Origin of the sequence: Nocardioides kongjuensis (assembly GCF_013409625.1) — a bacterium.
GTDB lineage: Bacteria > Actinomycetota > Actinomycetes > Propionibacteriales > Nocardioidaceae > Nocardioides > Nocardioides kongjuensis.
Genome location: NZ_JACCBF010000001.1, coordinates 658637 through 676494, shown reverse-complemented (window position 1 = coordinate 676494; position 17858 = coordinate 658637). Strand labels below are relative to the sequence as shown.

Genomic DNA, 17858 nt, shown 5'->3' with positions numbered 1-17858 from the left:
CAACCGAAGGAGAGCACATGCACATCCGAGTGGTCCTTCCCGTCATCGGCGAGACGCTCGTCGAGCACGTCCGCAGCGAGGTCCTCGCCTGGGCGTCGCCCGACACGAAGGTCGATGTCATCGCGCTGGAGCGGGGCACCGCCAGCATCGAGTCGGAGTACGACGAGGCGCTCTCCGCGCCGGGCATCCTCCAGCGCATCGAGGAGGCCGCGACCGACGGTGTCGACGGCGTCTTCATCACCTGCTTCGGGGACCCGGGCGTGCACGCGGCCCGCGAGATCATCGACGCCCCGGTCGTCGGCGGCTTCGAGCCGGCCATGCTCACCGCCCTCAGCCTCGGCGAGAACGTCGGCATCATCACGGTCCTGCCCAACGTGGTCCCCATGCTGCACTCCCTCGCCCGCCGCTACACGATCGAGCGCCGGATCGGGACGATCCGCGTGGTCGACCTCCCCGTGCTGGGCCTCGAGGACCACGAGGTGCTCGTCGAGCGGCTCTTCGAGCAGGCCGCGGACGCGGTCGCGAAGCGCGAGGCGGACGTCATCGTGCTCGGATGCACCGGCATGCTCGGCGTCGCGGCCGAGCTCCGCGACCGGCTCGCGGCGGCCGGGCACCGGGTCCCCGTCGTGGACCCGACCGGCGCGGCGATCGCCTGGCTCGAGAGCTCTGTCCGCCTGGGGGTCAGCCCCAGCCGGACGACGTACATGCCCCCGCCCGCGAAGGACCGCAGGGCGTGAGCTGCCGACGGGGACTCTGGGTCAGCTTCCTCGGCCCGTTCGGGCTCGAGGTCGTCGCCGCGTCGTCCGTGGCGGAGCGGATCGAGTGGCTGGGCGTCGACCTCCAGCACGGCGACATCGAGCCGGGCGACGTCGCACCGCTGGTCCGCGCGACCCGGGTTCCCGTCCTGGTGCGCCTGGCCTCCCACGACGGGGCGCACCTCGCCCGGATCCTCGACACCGGCGCCGCCGGTGTCGTCGTCCCGGGCGTCGAGTCCGCCGACCAGGCCTCCCACCTGGTCGCGGCGGCCTCGCTTCCCCCACGAGGGCGGCGCAGCACGGGACTGTGCCGCGCCGCCCTCGCCCCGAGTGCCGACCAGCCGCTGCTGCTCGCGATGGTCGAGACCGCGGCGGGCCTCGACGCCGCTGACGAGATCGCGGCGGTGGAGGGCATCGACGGGCTGTTCGTGGGGCCCTACGACCTCTCGCTCTCGCTCGGCGAGCCGTCGGTGACCACCGACCGGATGGTCGCGGCGATCTCGCGGGTCGGTGACGCGGCGCGACGGCACGGCCGCTCGTTCGGGGTCTTCTCCGGCAACGGCGAGCTCACCACGCGCCTGCCGGACGTCGACCTGCTCGGTGTCGCCACCGACGCCGCGGCCCTGCAGGCCGGCATCGCCGCGCTCTTCGCCGAGGCGCCCGCTGTGGTGGGGGCACGATGAGCATCGAGCGGCTCCACGACCCCGAGCGGCACGACTTCGGCTCCGACAACTTCGCCGGCGCGCACCCCGAGGTCCTCGCCGCGCTCGCCACCGCGAACCGCGGGCACCAGCCCGGCTACGGCGCCGACGTCTACACGGCGCGCCTGCGCGACGTCGTACGACGCGAGTTCGGCGCGCAGGCCGAGGTGTACCCGGTCTTCAACGGCACCGGCGCGAACATCGTCGCGCTGCAGGCGATGGCCCAGCGCTGGGAGGCGGTGGTCTGCGCCGAGTCCGCCCACCTGCACACCGACGAGTGCGCGGCCCCCGAGCACCACGGCTTCAAGCTGATCACGGTGCCGGCACCGCACGGCCTGGTCGGTCCCGAGGTGCTGCCGGCGATCGCGGCGGACCGTGCCAACCGGCACCACGCCCAGGCCGGGGTGCTCTCGCTGAGCCAGAGCACCGAGCTCGGCACGTGCTACTCACCCGACGAGCTGCGCGCCCTGACCTCGACGGCCCACCGCCTCGGCCTGCGGGTGCACGTGGACGGTGCCCGGATCGCCAACGCCGCGGCCCGGACCGGTGCGTCCCTGCGCGAGCTCACGACGGACGCGGGCGTCGACGTCCTGTCCTTCGGCGCGACCAAGAACGGCGGCATGTTCGGCGACTGCGTCATCGTGCTCGACCCGCAGGCGACCGCCGGCCTGCCCTACCTGAAGAAGGCCAGCACCCAGCTGCCGTCCAAGACCCGCTTCGTCTCCGCCCAGCTGCTGGCGCTGCTCCAGGACGGCCTGTGGCTTCGCAACGCGGCCCACGCCAACGCGATGGCCGAGCGGCTGCACCGCGGGCTGCTGGAGATCCCCGGCACCCGGGTCACGCACCCCGTGCACGCGAACGCGGTGTTCGCCGTGCTGCCGGACGGCGTCGCGGACGCGCTGCGGGAGCGCTGGACCTTCAGCACCTGGGACGCGACCACCGGCGAGGTCCGGCTGATGACCTCCTTCGACACCACGGCCGACGACGTCGACGCGCTCGTCGCGGCCGCCCACGACGCCACCGGGAGGATCCCCGCATGACCACGACCCGTTTCGCCGACCGGATCGACGACGCGCTGCCCGAGGTGCTCTTCCACCTCGAGGCGATGGTGCGCATCCCGTCGGTGAGCGCCCTTCCCGAGCACGCGGAGGACGTGGCACGCAGTGCGCGCTACGCCGCAGAGCTGCTCGCCGAGCTCGGCCTGCAGTCCCGGGTCGTGTACGCCGGGGGGCTGCCCTCGGTGATCGCCCACCGCCCTGCTCCCCCGGGCGCCCCGACGGTGCTGCTGTACGCGCACCACGACGTCCAGCCGGCGGAGGATCCCGCCGCCTGGGCGTCCGCGCCGTTCGAGCCGACCCACCGCGGCGGCCGCCTCTTCGGGCGGGGAGCCGCTGACGACAAGGCCGGCCTGGCCGTCCACCTGGCGGCGCTCCTCGCCCACGGCGACGACCTTCCCGTGGGGGTGACCGTGCTGGTCGACGGCGAGGAGGAGATCGGCTCACCGAGCCTCCCCGAGCTGCTGTCCCGCTACCGCGACGACCTCGCCGCCGACGTGGTCGTGGTGGCGGACTCGGTCAACTGGGCGGTCGGCACGCCGTCCCTCACCGTCGCGCTGCGCGGCCTGGTCGACGTCGTCGTCGATCTGCGCACGCTCGAGCACCCGCTGCACTCGGGCGCGTGGGGCGGACCGGTCCCCGACGCGCTCACCACGCTCGTCGCGACGCTGGCGAGCCTGCACGACGCCGAGGGCGCCGTGGCGGTCGAGGGCCTGCAGCGCGCGACCGGCAGCGAGGTCGACTACGACGACGCGCGCTTCCGATCCGACGCCGGCCTGCTGGACGGGGTCCGGCTGACCGGGACCGGGTCGATCACCGACCGGCTCTGGCTCCAGCCGTGCATCACCGTCACCGCCGTCGACGCACCGAGCGTCGACGGCTCCGCCAACATGCTCAGCGCCCGGGCCCGGGCCAAGGTCTCGATGCGGATCGCCCCCGGAGACGACCCCGAGATCGCCCTGAAGGCCCTCACCGAGCACCTGCAGGCCCACGTCCCGCACGGCGCCCACCTCTCGATCACGCCCGGCGCGCAGGCCCACCCGGTGCTGCTCGACCCGCCGGCCGACGTGCGGGAGACGGCGCTGGGTGCGCTCCGTGACGCCTGGGGCGGTGCCGAGCCGGTCGAGATCGGCGTGGGTGGGACGCTCCCGCTGATCCGGCTCTTCACCGACGCCTTCCCGCGGGCAGCCGTGCTGGTGACCGGCGTCGAGGACCCGGACACCCGCGCCCACGGCACCGACGAGAGCCTGCACCTCGCGGACTTCCGCAACGCCTGCCTCGCCGAGGCCCTGCTGCTCGAGCGGCTGGCCCGGTGACCGCCTCGCTCGACCTGGCCGCGATCCGGTCCCACTTCCCCTCGCTGGCCAGCGGCACCGCGCACTTCGACGGTCCCGGCGGCACCCAGACCCCGGACGTCGTGGCACGCGCCGTCCACGACACCCTCGTCGCGCCGCTCTCCAACCGCGGCGTCCTCACCGAGGCCGAGCGCAACGCCGACGTCGCCGTGACCGAGGCGCGCGCGGCTCTCGGCGACCTTCTCGCCGCCGATCCGTCGGGGATCGTCTTCGGTCGCAGCATGACCCAGCTGACGATGGAGCTCGCGCGCACGCTCGCGAAACGCTGGGGCCCCGGCGACGAGGTCGTCGTGACCCGGCTCGACCACGACGCCAACGTGCGCAGCTGGGTGCTGGCGGCGCAGCGGGTCGGCGCCACGGTCCGGTTCGCCGACTTCGACCCCGCGACCGGCGAGCTCGACCCGGCCGAGATCGCCCGGCACCTGTCGCCGTCCACCCGGCTGGTCGCCGTCACCGCCGCCTCCAACCTGATCGGCACGATGCCCGACGTCCGGGCGATCGCCGACCTCGTCCACGCCGCCGGCGCCCAGCTCTTCGTCGACGGCGTCCACTACTGCGCCCACGCCGTGGTCGACGTCGCGGCGCTGGGTGCCGACTACCTCGCGTGCTCGCCGTACAAGTTCCTCGGACCGCACTGCGGGGCGGTCTTCGGGCGGCCCGAGCTGCTGGCGGAGCTGGAGCCGGACAAGCTGCTGCCCTCGCCCAACCGGGTGCCGGAGCGCTTCGAGCTCGGGACCCTGCCCTACGAGCTGCTCGCCGGCACGACCGCCGCGGTCGACTTCCTCGCCTCGATGGTCCCGTCCTCCGCCACCACGCGCCGGGAGCGGCTGGTCGCGAGCATGACCGCCCTCGAGGCGCACGAGGAGCGGCTGCGAGACCGGATCGAGCGCGGGGTGCTGGGCCTGCCCGGCGTCACCGTGCACTCCCGCGCCGCCCGCCGCACACCGACCCTGCTGGTGACCTTCGCGGGTCACGACCCCAGGGCGGTCCAGGCCTTTCTCGCCGAGCAGCGGATCAACGCCCCTGCCGGGTCGTTCTACGCCCACGAGGCGGCCGGCCACCTCGGGCTCGGCGAGTCCGGCGGCCTGCGCATCGGCCTGGCGCCGTACGTCGACGACGCGGACGCCGACCGGCTGCTCGGCGCGCTCGAGCAGCTCCTGACGCCCCGCCGCTGAGCGCCGCAACCGCCACGGGCAGCCTGCACAGACCCGCCCCGCGCCGCGGGCACTGTGCCTCGCCCCACGCCGCGTCCGGGCCCCTAGCGTCGCCCGCGCCGGCATCCGCCGGCGCCCGACGAAACCTCCGAGGAGTTCCCGTGCGTCCCATCACCTTCCGTCTCGCCGCAGCGTCCCTTGCCGGCGCGGCGACCCTCCTGGTCGCCGGCCAGGGCACGGCCGCCCGTCCCGAGCAGACCGCCCCGGCCGCAGCCGTCCCGGACCGCCCTGCCGCCGCCCGCGGGCTGCGGACATGCTCACCAACGACGACGGCTGGGCCGCCCAGGGCATCACGACCGTCTTCGACGCCCTCGTCGCCGCCGGCCACGACGTCACGATGGTCGCCCCGCTCGCCAACAACAGCGGCATGGGTGGCCGGATCACGCTGGGCGGCACGCTCGCGGTCACCCAGCCCGCACCGCGCAAGTACGCCGTCGACGGCACCCCCTCCGACGCTGCGGAGTTCGGCATCAACACCGTCTTCGCGGGCGACCCGCCGGACCTGGTGATCTCGGGCACCAACAAGGGCCAGAACCTCGCGTCCCTCCAGATCCACTCCGGGACCGTCGCGGCGGCCGCGACCGCGCTCAACGACGGCATCCCCGCCATCGCCATCAGCACCGGCTGGGACTACGCCGACCCGCACGCGGACCCGAACAGCTTCCCCTACGACTACACCGCCGACTACCTGCTCCAGCTCCTCGACCGGCTCCGGGCCACCGCGCACCCCGGCGGTCCGCTGCTGCCGGACGGCGTCGGCCTCAACGTCAACTACCCCTACGTCAACGGCGGCCACGACCGCGCGCGGGGCGTCAAGGTGCTGGACAGCGGCAGCGGGTACGCCGACCTCACCTACGCGGGGGCGGCGCTCCCCGCGGTCGGTGGCAGGTCGACGTACACGGTCGGCGCCGACCTCTTCGACAGCGTCGAGCGCGACGCCGACGACGTGTGGTTCCGCCGCGGGTACGTCACCATCACCCCGATCACCGGCAACTACGACGCCGAGCTCGCGGTGGGCTCCGCCGAGCGCCTGCGCAACAGCCTGGACTGAGGATCCGGCTCAGGCCGGGACCTCCGCCTCGGCGAGCGTGATCTCGACCATCAGCTCGTCGGCGATCGCCTCGAGGGTCGTGCGCAGGTCCTCGACGTGGGTACCGGTCGGCGCCTCCAGCACCGCGCGCGCCTCGAACAGGTGGCCGCCGGCCATCGGGGCGTCGCGGACGTCGGTGACCAGCTCGCGGATGCTGACCCGCTCGCGGGCCAGCGCGGCGGAGATCTCGGCCACGATCCCGGGACGGTCGGCTCCGAGCAGCTCCAGGTCGACCAGCACCGCGGGCTGGTCGGAGGGTGCGTCGGTGCGGGCCAGGGTGACCTGCAGCCCGACGGCCTCCAGCCCGGCCAGGTCACCGACGAGCTCGTCCGCCCGCGCGTCGGGGACGTCGAGCAGCAGGATCCCGGCGAACTTGCCGGCCAGCCGCGCCATCTGGCTGCGGTTCCAGCTGGCGCCGTGGGCGTTCAGCTGGGCCGAGAGGTCCGAGACGAGTCCGGGGCGGTCGTCCCCGATGCAGGTGAGCGTGAAGGTGGCCATGGGTCAGGCTAGGCCGTGAGGGGTGTGTCGCGGCACCCCCTCGGCCCGGCCGGTCGCGGAGCGGGCGAACCTCGACGCTGACACCCGGAACGTAGGCTCTGAAGCCACACCGTCAGCAGCCGGAGGAGGCGTCGTGTCGCCGAGTGGTCGTTCGCGCACGGTCGTGCGCAAGCCCGGGGTGGCGGCCCTGAGCGCCACGGTCGCCACCGGCGTGCTCGGCGCGCTGGCCGCCGCACCCGAGCGGGTGGGCCGCGCGCTGCGGCGCCGCTACCCGACCGTCGCGGTGACGGGCATGACCGGGGTCGGCAAGACCCAGCTCGCCGACCGGCTCTCCCGTCGCAGCCCGGCCGACGGCGCGGGCGAGGTGGGCTCGGCGGTGATGGAGCGTCGTACCCGTCGCTCGCGGCGCCTCCACGGCTTCCGGTTCCTCGTCGTGCCCGGCGACAACGCCGCGACCCGGCTCGGCGCGCTCGACGAGGTGTTCCACGACGAGCCGGTCGACGGCGTGATCCACGTCGTGGCCAACGGCTACGCGACGCCCCGCCGCGCCGGCGGTACGACGGGTCCCACCACCGCCTCGCGCGAGGACCAGCTGGCCGCCGAGCTCGAGGACTGGACGATCACCGCCCACCGGATCGCGTCGATGGCCGTGCGCCGGGACAAGCCGGTGTGGCTGGTCATCGCCGTCACCAAGGCGGACCTGTTCGCCGGCGACCTCGACGAGGTCGTCCGCTACTACTCCCCCGGCAGTGGCTCACCGTTCGGCGCGAAGGTCGACGAGCTGCGTGCGCTGGCCGGGGGTGCCCGCTTGTCGGTCGACGTCCTGCCGGTGTCGAGCCTCGGCGACGGCGACGGGCTGACCACGAAGCAGGCCAGCGCCCTGGTGGACAGGCTCGCCACCCGGCTGGCGCAGCTCAGCGGTCACGTCTGAGCCCCGGTCCGAGGGCTCAGTGGCAGGGCGCGCCCTCGCAGCACGGGCGGATGTAGCCGCAGCCGTCGCACCGCTCGTGGGAGGTCTCCCAGCGCATCAGCGTTCCGCAGTTGGGACAGGGTTCGGTCAGGTCGGCCACGCTGCCGAGGGTAGGCCAGCGGCGGCCTAGGCTGCGGGACGTGGCGGAGGTGGCGGGGGTGGCGGACGTGGAGGAGCGTGACGAGTACGACGTCTACGCCTTCGACGTGTTCACGAGCCGCCACGACGACGTGAAGGCCGGGCGGGTGGCGCAGGTGCGCAGCCGGGTGCTGGTGTCGCGGGCGGAGTTCCCACGCTTCGCCGACGCCTACGAGGTCGCGGCCAACCTGGCGACCGCCGTGCACGGCGGGATGCCGACAGCGGTGCTGCCGCGCTGGTAGACGCACGCGGCCCCCGGCACCGAGGTGCCGGGGGCCACGCGTTGCGTCAGACGGGGTGCGTCAGATCGCGCGGACGTTCTCCGCCTGGGGGCCCTTCGGGCCCTGGGTGACGTCGAACTCGACCTGCTGGTTCTCGTCGAGCGACTTGTAGCCCGTGCCCTGGATGGCCGAGAAGTGGACGAAGACGTCCGGGGTGCCGTCGGCCGGGGCGATGAAGCCGAAGCCCTTCTCGCTGTTGAACCACTTGACGGTGCCCTGAGCCATGATTTTCTCCTTGGTTTCGTGTTCCGGACCGGCGAGCTGCCGGGCCGTTGGTGCTGAAGACATCCCTTGCCTGATGCCCAGCTGAACCGAAGACCAAGAGCGACAAGATGTTCTGCCCCCACCGAGAGAGCAGGAGCACTCCTTGCGGAGCGCTCTTCAACGGAAACGAGCCTAGCAGTGCGGAGGCGACGAGTGTCGATCGACGCGACGTACGATGGACGTACAACCGGTGACCGGTTGCCGGACGAGGGAGCCGTACCCGGAGCGCGACAAGACGGCCACGAAGGATGTGGCAGTCGTGGCGTGGTTGGTGCTGGTGCTCTCCGGGGTCCTCGAGGCGGCGTGGGCGACGGCCCTGTCGCGCTCCGAGGGGTTCAGCAGGCTGGGTCCGTCGGTGGTCTTCGTGGTGACCCTGACCGCCAGCATGGCCGGTCTGGCGTGGGCGATGCGGACCCTGCCCGTCGGTACGGCGTACGCCGTGTGGGTCGGGATCGGCGCCGCGCTGACGGTGGTGATCGCGATGGTCGGCGGTGACGAACCGGCGAGCCCGGTGCGGATCCTGCTGCTGCTCGGGCTGGTCGGGTGCGTGATCGGGCTCAAGCTGGCGCACTGACCTCGGCACCTGCCGGGTACCGGCCGTTCATGGCCGTCTACCTCGCCTGGTCCCCCACCGCCGTGCCCGAGGACGCGCAGGGCCCGTGGACCGAGCTGCGTGCGCTCGCCGACGGCCTGGCCCTCGTCGAGAGCGACGCCGGCCTGTCCCGGGTCTACCACGAGCTGAAGTGGTCCCTCCCCGAGGGAACGGCGCTGCTCGTGGCTCCCCTGCCCGCGCGCCCGAAGCTCAAGGGCCTACCGGCCGGCACCACGACCTGGCTGCGCGACCGGATCGCCGATCCCGGCCAGTGACCAGCTCGCCAGCACCCGGCAGTCGCGCTCGGCGTACCGGTGCAGCTCGAGGCGGTCCGCGCGCGCCCGCACCGGGAGGGTCCCGGCGAGGTCGGCGCTCACCGTCGCGATCGACACGTCGGGACCGAGGCGGTCCAGCGTGAGGTGCGGTACGACGTGCGCGAACTCCCCCGCGTAGGGCGGGCAGTCCGGGAACTCCTCCCACAGCCGTGCGGTCAGCGCGGCGAAGGGCGCCGCGGGCGACGGCACGGCGTGGACGATGCCGTCCGGGAAGGCGGTGACCTCGTCGAGGACGAACTCGACGGCCGGCGTGGTGGCCGCGATCGCGGCCACCCGGGCGAGGTCGTCGTCGCTCGGCGCGGGCCGGAACGGCGCCAGCGCGGTGATGTGGGCGTGGGTGAAGGCGGGGTCGCGGGAGACCCAGTCGGCGTCGTAGTGCTCCCACCGACCGCGGATGTAGCCCTCCAGTGCGGGTACCGGGACGACGAGCACGGTGTGGGCCACGCCTCGGACCCTAGGGCAGGCCCGGGCCGTGCTGTTCTCACCACTGGGTCGTTGGACCCGTGGCGACACACTCGGAACACGCGTCACTGGGGGGAACCATGACCGCGAACACGCCTGACCTGCACGACACCGACGAGCACGAGTGGTCGGGCATCGTGCTCGTCCTGATGATGCTCGCCCTGGCCGGGGTGCTGGTGATGCTCTTCACCTGAGCAGGCCGGTGGCGGAGGGCTCGACGGCGGTAGCGTTCGGCACCATGAGCGCCCTCGCCGCACCCGATCCTGACGTCCGCTCCGCCGCTGCCGAGCGCCTGGCCGGCCTGGCCACCCCGGCCGGCGCGCTGGGCCGCCTCGGCGACCTCGGCGTGTGGCTCGCCGCGACGCAGGGCGTCGTGCCGCCGCAGCCGCTCGACAACGTGCGACTGGTGATCTTCGCCGGCGACCACGGCGTCGCGCAGCACGGCGTCTCCGCCTACCCGCCGGCGATCACGCCGGCGATGGTGCGCACGTTCGTGATGGGCAAGGCCGGCGTCTCGGCGCTCGCCGCTGCCCACGGCGTGAGCGTCCGGGTGCTCGACCTGGGCGTCGATGACGACCTCGAGGGTGTGCCGGCCGAGGTCCGGGCGCACAAGGTACGACGCAGCAGCGGCGCCGTCCACGTCGAGGACGCGCTCTCGGCGCACGAGGCGACCCGGGCCCTCGAGGCGGGCCGCACCGTCGCGCGCGAGGAGATCGCCGCGGGGGCCCAGCTGCTGCTGTCCGGCGACATGGGCATCGGCAACACGACTCCGGCCGCCGCCATGGTCGCCGCGGCCCTCGGGCTGCCCGCCGTCGAGGTCACCGGCCGCGGCACCGGCGTCGACGATGCGGCGCTCACCCACAAGCAGGTCGTCGTCCAGCAGGCGCTCGACCGCGCCGGCGACCGGATCGCCGACCCGATGGACGCGCTGACCGCGCTGAGCAGCGCCGACCTGGTCGCGACCGTCGGCTACCTCGTGGAGGCCGCCGAGAGCGGCGTACCCGTCCTGCTGGACGGCCTGATGTCCGTTGCCTGCGCCCTGTACGCCGACCGGATCGCGCCCGGCGCGGCCGCGTGGTTCGCCGCCGGGCACCGCTCGACCGAGCCCGCGCAGACCCTGGCGCTGGAGAAGCTCGGGCTGGAGCCGGTGCTCGACCTCGGGCTGCGCCTGGGCGAGGGCTCCGGCGCCGTGGCTGCCGTCCCCGTGCTGCGCTCGGCGGTCGCGCTGCTGCGCGACGTGGCCCTGCTCGCCGACCTGATGCCGCCCGCCGAGGGCCTGTGAGCGTCGCCGTCGTCGGCCGCAGCCTGCGGCTGTCGATCGGGATGCTGACGGCGCTGCGGGTCCCCGCGGTGCTGACGGTCTCCCCCGGTGTCGCGACCGGCGCGATGCTGCTCGCCCCTGTGGCTGTGCTGCCCCTGGGGGTGCTGGTCGGGGCGATCGTGTGGGCGGGCGGCCGCCTCGAGCTGCCCGCGCTGGCCGTCGCCTTCACGGCGCTCGCCGCCCTCGCCGTCGGCAGCCGCGCGCTCCACCTCGACGGGCTCTCCGACGTCGCCGACGGGCTCACGTCGTCGTACGACAGGGAGCGGTCGCTGGCCGTCATGAAGGGCGGCACGGCGGGGCCGGCGGGCGTCGCCGCGCTCGTGCTCGTGCTCGGGGCGCAGGCGGCCGCCCTGACGGCCTTCGTGTCGTACGGCGGCGAGGTGCGCTCCGCCGTCCTGGCCGGTGCCACCGTGTGCGCCTCGCGCGCCGCGCTGTGGGTCACCGCCTGCACCCTGGCCCCGCCCGCCCGGCCGGACGGGCTGGGCGTGACGTTCACCCGGCGCGTGCCGGTGCTCGTGGCGGTGGTCGGCTGGGTGGGCCTGGCGCTTCTCTCGGTGCTCGCGGACCCGGTCCGCGGGCCGGTCGGTGTCGCGGCCGCCTTCGTCGTCGTCGCCGTCCTGACGGCCCACGCGGTGCGGCGGTTCGGCGGCGTGACCGGTGACGTGTTCGGCGCCGGGATCGAGGTCGCGCTCGCCGTGCTGCTGATCGGGCTCGCGGGAGCCTAGGGAACCGCTGATCGACCGCGCGACGCGTAGCAGGCCGGGATCGATCAGCGTCTCCCTACAGACGCAGCACCCTGCCGGCGACCACGAGGTGCACCTCGTCGCACGCCTCGGCCACCCGCTGGTTGACGGTGCCGAGGAGGTCGCGGAAGACGCGCGCCGACCGGTGCTCCGGTACGACGCCGAGGCCGACCTCGTTCGTCACGAGCACAACCTGCTCCCCCGTCGCGCCGAGGGCGGTGAGCAGCGCGTCGAGCAGCCCGAGGACGTGGGCCTCGACCTCCTCGACCGGGGCCTCCCACAGTCCCGCGTCGTCGATGACGCCGGTGAGCCAGGTGCCGAGGCAGTCGACGAGCACCGGCTCGGCCGCAGCGCCGAGCACGCCGGCGACGTCGCGGGTCTCCTCGGTCGACCAGGTGCTGGGCCGCCGTGCCCGGTGGGCGGCGATGCGGGCGGCCCAGTCGGCGTCGTCGTACACCGGACCGGCGGCGACGTACGTGACGCTCGCGGCGGCCGCGAGCAGCGACTCGGCGTGGCGGGACTTGCCGGACCGCACGCCGCCGGTGACCAGGACCTTCACGCCCGGGCTCACGGCAGCGTGAAGGCGACCTTGCGGGCCGCGAGGTCGGCGGTGGCGAGGGTGACGGTGACGTCCTCGCCCAGCGGCAGCGGCGCGGTGGAGGTGACCGGGGCCTCGACCCCGACCTCGGCGAGGACGACGACGCCCGAGGTCGCCTCGTCGTCACGGACGCTGGTCACCACCCCCGCGAACTGCTCGCCGACCCGGTCGGCGAGCACGGCTGCCTCCACCAGGTCGAGCACGGCGCGCTCGTAGGAGCCGGCGCGGCGCGCGGAGTCCTGCAGGGTCTTCGGCAGCCCGGGCAGAGCGGCGGCCACCCAGTCGGGGACGGGGGTGCGGGCACAGATGGCGAGGCAGACCTCGCCGGCGTACCGGTCGCCGAGGCGACGCAGCGGCGCGGTGACGTGGGCGTACTCCGCCGCGATCGCGGAGTGGCGCGTCTGCGCGGGGAGCTCGCCGTCGAAGGAGGCGTAGCCGCTGCCGCGCAGCAGCCGGGTGCATGCGACGACCATCGCCTGGTGCTGGGAGACCGACGGGTCGAGCGAGCGCACGAACGCCGGGTAGTCCATGTCCTCGGGCCACGAGATCCGCAGACCCTTGGCGACCCGCCGCAGCCGGGCGACGTCGCGCGGGTCGGCCGGCGGCAGGGTCCGCAGCATCCCGACCCCGGCGCCGACCATCAGCGACGCGGCGCCCATGCCGGTCAGCAGCGAGACCTGCGCGTTCCACTGCTCGACGGGCAGCTGCTCGCGGAACACCAGCCGGAACCCGCCGTCGGTCTCGTCGACCTCCTGCTCGGGCAGCGGCAGGGAGATGCCGCCGCGCGCGACCTCCTGCTGCTCGCGCAGCGTCCCGACCTCGCGCAGCAGCTCGAGCACCTCACCGGCGGTGCCGGCGTCGAGCGCCTCCTGCGCGTCGACGTACGACCAGCGGGCCGTCGAGCGCACCCGCGCCCGCTCCACGCGTACGTCGAGCTGCGCGCCTTCCGCGTCGAGCCGGATCGTCCACAGCAGGGCCGGGCGGACCTGGTCGGGCAGCAGCGACGCGGCGCCCTCGGACAGGGCCGGCGGATGCAGCGGGATCCGGGTGCCGGCGCCGTAGAGCGTCTCGCCACGCTTGTTGGCCTCCACGTCGACCGGGTCGCCCGGCTTGACGAAGGCCGCGACGTCGGCGATCGCGTAGTGCACCACGAAGCCGTCGCCGTCGCGCACGATGTGCACCGCCTGGTCGAGGTCCATCGATCCGGCCGGGTCGATGGTGATGAACGGCAGGTCGGTGCGGTCCAGCTCGGGCAGCACGACGTCGGCGGCGGCCCGCTCGGCGGCCGCGGTCACCTCGGCGGGGAACTCGCCCGGCAGGTCCAGCTCCTTCGCGATCGCGGCCAGACCCGCCTGGATCTCGGGGGAGCTCGCCTTGACCCGGACCACGAGATTGCTCGGCATGTCCGTGACTTTATCGTTGGCCCCGTGCTGATCCTGCTGCCGCCGAGCGAGGGCAAGGCCGTCCCCCGGCGGGGCCAGCCGCTCGACCTCGCCTCCCTGTCCTCCCCCGCACTGACCGACGCGCGCCGCGACGTGCTCGACGCCCTGGTCACGTTGTGCCGCGAGGACCCGGCCAAGGCGGCCGAGGTGCTCGGCCTGTCGGCGGGCCAGGCCGACCTCGTCGAGCGCAACGCGGGCCTGCCGTCCGCGCCCACGGCACGGGCGGACCGGATCTACACCGGTGTCCTGTACGACGCCCTCGACGTGGCGTCGTTGTCGTCCGGCGCGAAGCGTCGGGCCACCTCACGGCTCGCGGTGGCGTCCAGCCTGTTCGGCATGGTGCGCCTCGGCGACCGGATCCCGTCGTACCGCCTCTCCGGCGACGCGTCCCTGCCCGGCCTCGGCCCCGTGGCCGGGGTGTGGCGCGAGGCGCTGCCGGCCGTGATGACCGAGGCGCTCGGCCGCGGGCTGCTCGTGGACCTGCGCTCGGGGATGTACGCCAACTTCTGGAAGCCCGGCCCCGACCTCGCCCCGCGCGTGGCGACCGTGCGCGTGCTCCACGAGCACAACGGCACCCGCAAGGTGGTCAGCCACTTCAACAAGGCCACCAAGGGCCGGATCGTGCGCGCCCTGCTCGAGGACGGCGCCGACCCGCGCACGCCCGCCGCGTTCGCCGACGTGCTGCGCGACCTGGGCTGGACCGTCGAGGCGGGTGCTCCCGGCCGGACCGGCACCCAGTTCGACGTGGTGGTCAGCGAGCTGTGAGACCGGCGGGCCGTTAGTTTCACCGGCTGGCCGGTGAAACTGACACGCGCGTCGGACCTACCAGCGCCCCGTGTCGCGCAACGTACGACGGCCGGGCGCGAGCGCGTTGAAGAACCGCATCGAGCCCTTCTGCTCACCCGTGCGCGGGTCCGGGTAGAACGCCAGGACAGACACGGCAGCGGGCGCGAGCTCCATCCGGAACAGCGTCTCGAGCGGGGCGTCGAGGGCGTGCGCGACCAGGGTCTTGATCGGCGTGACGTGGCTGACCAGCACGACGGTCCGACCGGCGTGGGTCTCGAGCAGGCGGGCCAGTCCGGCCAGGACCCGCTTCTGGACGGTCACGAACGACTCTCCGCCCGGCGGCGCGGCCGCCATGTCGGCGAACCACGCGTCGAGGCGCTCGCGGTCCCGCTCGGCGACCTCGGTGAAGCTCAGCCCGTCCCACTCGCCGAACTCCATCTCGGCGAAGGCCGGCTCCTCCTCGACCGCGAGGCCGAGGGCGGCGGCGACGATGTCGGCCGTCTCCCGGGTACGACGCACCGGCGAGGCCACCACGACGTCGACGCTGTCCTTGAGCTCGGTGAGCCAGGCGGCCACCTCGGCGGCCTGGGCACGGCCCTCCTCCGAGAGCGGCGGGTTGTCGCCGCCGAGCCCGCCGGAGAAGCGGCGGCCGGTGGTGTGCGGGGTGACGCCGTGGCGCACCAGCACGATCGTGGTCGGCTGGCCCGGACCGAAGGACGGCGACTCGGCCTCCTCGATCGCCGACTCGGGCTCGTCCTCGACGTGGTCCCCGGGGATGCTGACGCCGGAGCGCTTGCCGTCGAGCGCCTCGTTGGCGAGCCGGTCGGCGTGGGAGTTCCGGGCGCGCGGCACCCAGGTGTACGTCGTGCCGGCGGGCGCGAGCTCGCGTGCCTCGGCCGCGAGCGCGGCCATGTCGGGGTGCTTGATCTTCCAGCGCCCGGACATCTGCTCGACGACGAGCTTGGAGTCCATCCGCACCTCGACCGACGCCCCGGGAGCGTGCGCGACCGCGAGCGCGAGCCCGGCGACCAGGCCGGAGTACTCCGCGACGTTGTTGGTCGCCACCCCCAGCGTGCGGGCGTCCTCGGCGATCACGGCACCGGTCGCGGCGTCGCGCAGCACGGCGCCGTACGCCGCCGGGCCGGGGTTGCCGCGCGAGCCGCCGTCGGCCTCGACGACGACCTTCTCGACGACCCGATCGGTCACAGGCCGCTCTCGGGGGTGCGGACCAGGATCCGCTGGCACTCCTCGTGACGCAGCACCGTCTCGGCGGGCGTCGCGCGGATCTCGGCGAGCTCGCCGGCGTCGAGGCTCAGCTGGCAGCCACTGCACTGACGGGCGCGCAGCGCGCCGACGCCGACACCGCCCTTGCTGGCGCGGAGCTTCTCGTAGAGGGCGAGCAGGTCCTCGGGGATCTCGGCGACGATGGCGTCGCGGCCACCGGCGACCGAGGCGATCTCGGCGTCGAGCGCCGCGACCTTCTCGTCGCGCGCGGTGGTCAGGGTGCCGAGCCTCCCGTCGATGTCCTCGATGGCGGAGCTGAGCTCGGCGAGCGCCGACTGCGCCTCCTCGAGCTGCTCCATCACCTCGAGCTCCTCGTCCTCGAGCGTCGAGATGCGCCGCTCCAGCGACTCGAGCTCGTGCTGCATCCGCTCGAGCGCCTTGGGGTCGGCGATGGCGCCGGAGTCCATCCGCTCGCGGTCGCGGGTACGACGGGCCTTGACCTGCTCGACGTCGGCGTCGGCCTTCGCCTGGGCGACCGCGAGGTCGTCGACGACGATGCGCTGGTCGCGCAGGCGGCCGTCGACGTCGACCCGCTTGCCGAGCAGGTCCTTGATCTCCGCGGCCTCGGCCGGGTTGTTGCGCTGGTGGCGCAGCTGGTCGACCTGGGAGTCGAGGGCCTGCAGGTCGAGCAGGCGGAGCTGGGCGGCGGGATCGGCGTTCACAGGTGCATTGTCCAAGGATCGGTGGAGATCGCACTCACCCGGGTCTCGACCGCGTCGCCGAGCGCCTCGTGGAGCAGCTGGTCGACCACCGGGAGCCAGGTCCACTCCGCGGCCCAGTGGGCGACGTCGACCAGCGCCGGACCGCCCTTCTCGAGGAACTCCGCGGCCGGGTGGTGGCGCAGGTCGCTGGTCACATAGACGTCGGCGTCGGAGGTCGCGAGCCGGTCGAGGAGGAAGTCGCCGGCGCCTCCGCACACGGCCACCCGCCTGACCGGGCGCTCGGGGTCGCCCGCCACCCGGACCCCGTGCTCGGTGGGTGGCAGCGCGGCCGCGACGGCCTCGGCGAAGCCGGCCAGCGTGGTCGGCTCGACGCTGCCGATCCGGCCGGTCCCGACGTCGACCAGCTGCGGGTCGGCGACCTCGACGACGTCGTACGCGGGCTCCTCGTAGGGATGCGCGCCCAGCATCGCGCGCACGACCGCGCCGCGGCGCGCCCGTGGCAGGACCACCTCGATCCGGACCTCCTCGACCGTCTCCAGCTCGCCGACGGTGCCGATCATCGGGTTGGCACCGTCGAGCGGGCGGAACCGGCCCTCCCCGGGCGCGCTGGTGAAGGAGGCGAAGTCGTAGTCGCCGATCCGGCCGGCGCCGGCCTCGGCGACGGCCGCCCGGACGGGCGCGGCGGCGTCGGAGGGGACGAAGACGGTGAGCTTGTCGAGCGGCTCGCTCGGCGCCGGGATGATCGGGCTGAGGTCCTTGAGGCCCAGCGCGACCGCGAACGCCTCGGACACGCCGCCGACGGCCTGGTCGGCGTTGGTGTGGGCGGTGAGCAGCGCGCAGTCGGCCTTCGCCAGCGTGTGCAGGGTGCGGCCCTTCGGCGTGGTCGCCGCGACGCCGTGGACGCCCTTGAGGAACAGCGGGTGGTGCACGAGGAGCAGGTCCGCCTTCCACTCGGCCGCCTCCGCGGCGACCTCCGGGGTGGGGTCGACGGCCAGCAGGATCCTCTTCACGGGCTGCTCGGGGTCGCCGTACACGAGACCGACGGCGTCCCAGCTGTCGGCGGTCGCGGGCGGGTACCAGCCGTGGACGAGGTCGACGACGTCCTTGAGGGAAGGCATGGCGGTCAGGCTACCGATGGGGGACGACGCCCGGCCTTGGTACGCTGCCACCGCCAGCGTAGGGAACCCGGTGCGAGTCCGGGACTGACGCGCAGCGGTGTGGGTGACGGCCGGAGCACTGATGTCACTGGACCCCCCGGGGTCTGGGAAGACGCTCCGAACCGGACGATCCCGAGTCCGAAGACCTGCTGGCC

21 protein-coding genes and 2 riboswitches are annotated in these 17858 nt (G+C 74.2%); of the genes, 13 read left to right on the top strand and 8 right to left on the bottom strand.

Features of this window, described 5'->3' with window-relative positions; genetic code table 11:
* Positions 1–17: 17 nt before the first annotated feature.
* The 6 genes from BJ958_RS03235 (at position 18) to surE (ending at position 6131) form a co-directional block, all read left to right on the top strand.
* A complete protein-coding gene (locus BJ958_RS03235; protein ID WP_179725490.1) occupies positions 18–737 on the top strand; it encodes an aspartate/glutamate racemase family protein in 720 nt (239 codons plus the stop codon).
* Positions 734–1438: an aldolase/citrate lyase family protein gene (locus BJ958_RS03230; RefSeq protein ID WP_179725488.1), complete on the top strand. Its 705-nt coding sequence runs from the start codon at positions 734–736 to the stop codon at positions 1436–1438. The genes BJ958_RS03235 and BJ958_RS03230 overlap by 4 nt, the downstream gene beginning before the upstream one ends.
* Positions 1435–2496: a threonine aldolase family protein gene (locus tag BJ958_RS03225; RefSeq protein ID WP_179725486.1), complete on the top strand. Its 1062-nt coding sequence runs from the start codon at positions 1435–1437 to the stop codon at positions 2494–2496. Before BJ958_RS03230 ends, BJ958_RS03225 begins: the two co-directional genes overlap by 4 nt.
* A complete protein-coding gene (locus BJ958_RS03220; RefSeq protein ID WP_179725484.1) occupies positions 2493–3827 on the top strand; it encodes a M20/M25/M40 family metallo-hydrolase in 1335 nt (444 codons plus the stop codon). Before BJ958_RS03225 ends, BJ958_RS03220 begins: the two co-directional genes overlap by 4 nt.
* Positions 3824–5041 (top strand): cysteine desulfurase-like protein, encoded by a 1218-nt coding sequence (locus BJ958_RS03215; protein ID WP_179725482.1) that lies wholly within the window; start codon positions 3824–3826, stop codon positions 5039–5041. Before BJ958_RS03220 ends, BJ958_RS03215 begins: the two co-directional genes overlap by 4 nt.
* Positions 5042–5333: 292 nt before the next feature.
* Entirely contained in the window at positions 5334–6131 is a 798-nt protein-coding gene (gene surE, locus BJ958_RS03210) for a 5'/3'-nucleotidase SurE (protein ID WP_179725480.1), read from the top strand.
* 9 nt (positions 6132–6140) lie between these two features.
* On the opposite strand, the gene BJ958_RS03205 is transcribed toward surE, so the two are convergent.
* A complete protein-coding gene (locus BJ958_RS03205; protein WP_179725478.1) occupies positions 6141–6668 on the bottom strand; it encodes a glycine cleavage system transcriptional repressor in 528 nt (175 codons plus the stop codon).
* A 133-nt stretch (positions 6669–6801) separates the two neighbouring features.
* On the opposite strand from BJ958_RS03205, the gene BJ958_RS03200 reads away from it, so the two are divergent.
* Both BJ958_RS03200 and BJ958_RS03195 read left to right on the top strand, forming a co-directional pair.
* Positions 6802–7599, top strand: coding sequence for a GTPase domain-containing protein (locus BJ958_RS03200; protein ID WP_218865573.1), 798 nt, complete (start codon positions 6802–6804; stop codon positions 7597–7599).
* Positions 7600–7778: 179 nt separating this feature from the next.
* Positions 7779–8018, top strand: coding sequence for a hypothetical protein (locus tag BJ958_RS03195; RefSeq protein WP_179725476.1), 240 nt, complete (start codon positions 7779–7781; stop codon positions 8016–8018).
* A 60-nt stretch (positions 8019–8078) separates the two neighbouring features.
* On the opposite strand, the gene BJ958_RS03190 is transcribed toward BJ958_RS03195, so the two are convergent.
* A complete protein-coding gene (locus tag BJ958_RS03190) occupies positions 8079–8282 on the bottom strand; it encodes a cold-shock protein (protein WP_179725474.1) in 204 nt (67 codons plus the stop codon).
* A gap of 220 nt (positions 8283–8502) precedes the next feature.
* A riboswitch (guanidine-III (ykkC-III) riboswitch) is annotated at positions 8503–8567 on the top strand.
* A gap of 13 nt (positions 8568–8580) precedes the next feature.
* On the opposite strand from BJ958_RS03190, the gene BJ958_RS03185 reads away from it, so the two are divergent.
* Both BJ958_RS03185 and BJ958_RS03180 read left to right on the top strand, forming a co-directional pair.
* Positions 8581–8895, top strand: a complete 315-nt coding sequence (locus BJ958_RS03185) for an SMR family transporter (RefSeq protein ID WP_179725472.1) — start codon at positions 8581–8583, stop codon at positions 8893–8895.
* Positions 8896–8924: 29 nt separating this feature from the next.
* On the top strand, positions 8925–9188 hold the full coding sequence (locus BJ958_RS03180; RefSeq protein ID WP_179725470.1) for a hypothetical protein: 264 nt from the start codon (positions 8925–8927) through the stop codon (positions 9186–9188).
* On the opposite strand, the gene BJ958_RS03175 is transcribed toward BJ958_RS03180, so the two are convergent.
* Positions 9132–9692, bottom strand: coding sequence for a 2'-5' RNA ligase family protein (locus BJ958_RS03175; RefSeq protein WP_179725467.1), 561 nt, complete (start codon positions 9690–9692; stop codon positions 9132–9134). The genes BJ958_RS03180 and BJ958_RS03175 overlap by 57 nt on opposite strands.
* A 256-nt stretch (positions 9693–9948) precedes the next feature.
* On the opposite strand from BJ958_RS03175, the gene cobT reads away from it, so the two are divergent.
* Positions 9949–10992: a nicotinate-nucleotide--dimethylbenzimidazole phosphoribosyltransferase gene (gene cobT / locus BJ958_RS03170; protein WP_179725465.1), complete on the top strand. Its 1044-nt coding sequence runs from the start codon at positions 9949–9951 to the stop codon at positions 10990–10992.
* Positions 10989–11756 (top strand): adenosylcobinamide-GDP ribazoletransferase, encoded by a 768-nt coding sequence (locus tag BJ958_RS03165; protein ID WP_343052547.1) that lies wholly within the window; start codon positions 10989–10991, stop codon positions 11754–11756. Before cobT ends, BJ958_RS03165 begins: the two co-directional genes overlap by 4 nt.
* A 55-nt stretch (positions 11757–11811) precedes the next feature.
* On the opposite strand, the gene cobU is transcribed toward BJ958_RS03165, so the two are convergent.
* A complete protein-coding gene (gene cobU / locus BJ958_RS03160) occupies positions 11812–12345 on the bottom strand; it encodes a bifunctional adenosylcobinamide kinase/adenosylcobinamide-phosphate guanylyltransferase (protein WP_343052546.1) in 534 nt (177 codons plus the stop codon).
* Complete coding sequence (locus tag BJ958_RS03155; RefSeq protein ID WP_179725463.1) at positions 12342–13775, bottom strand: RNB domain-containing ribonuclease; 1434 nt, start codon at positions 13773–13775, stop codon at positions 12342–12344. Before BJ958_RS03155 ends, cobU begins: the two co-directional genes overlap by 4 nt.
* Before the next feature lie 24 nt (positions 13776–13799).
* Between BJ958_RS03155 and yaaA the strand changes: the two genes are divergently transcribed.
* Positions 13800–14579 carry a peroxide stress protein YaaA gene (gene yaaA, locus BJ958_RS03150; protein WP_179725461.1) on the top strand — a complete coding sequence of 260 codons (780 nt, stop codon included), beginning with the start codon at positions 13800–13802 and terminating at the stop codon, positions 14577–14579.
* Positions 14580–14636: 57 nt separating this feature from the next.
* On the opposite strand, the gene BJ958_RS03145 is transcribed toward yaaA, so the two are convergent.
* From BJ958_RS03145 to BJ958_RS03135, 3 genes are read right to left on the bottom strand one after another with little or no spacing between them, the layout of a single operon-like run.
* The gene (locus BJ958_RS03145; RefSeq protein WP_179725459.1) at positions 14637–15806 is read right to left on the bottom strand and encodes a bifunctional RNase H/acid phosphatase; all 1170 of its coding nucleotides are present in this window, start codon (positions 15804–15806) and stop codon (positions 14637–14639) included.
* Positions 15803–16546, bottom strand: coding sequence for a zinc ribbon domain-containing protein (locus BJ958_RS03140; RefSeq protein WP_343052545.1), 744 nt, complete (start codon positions 16544–16546; stop codon positions 15803–15805). Before BJ958_RS03140 ends, BJ958_RS03145 begins: the two co-directional genes overlap by 4 nt.
* Positions 16543–17664 carry a Nif3-like dinuclear metal center hexameric protein gene (locus BJ958_RS03135; RefSeq protein ID WP_179725457.1) on the bottom strand — a complete coding sequence of 374 codons (1122 nt, stop codon included), beginning with the start codon at positions 17662–17664 and terminating at the stop codon, positions 16543–16545. Before BJ958_RS03135 ends, BJ958_RS03140 begins: the two co-directional genes overlap by 4 nt.
* Before the next feature lie 36 nt (positions 17665–17700).
* Positions 17701–17856: riboswitch (cobalamin riboswitch) on the top strand.
* Positions 17857–17858 lie beyond the last annotated feature (2 nt).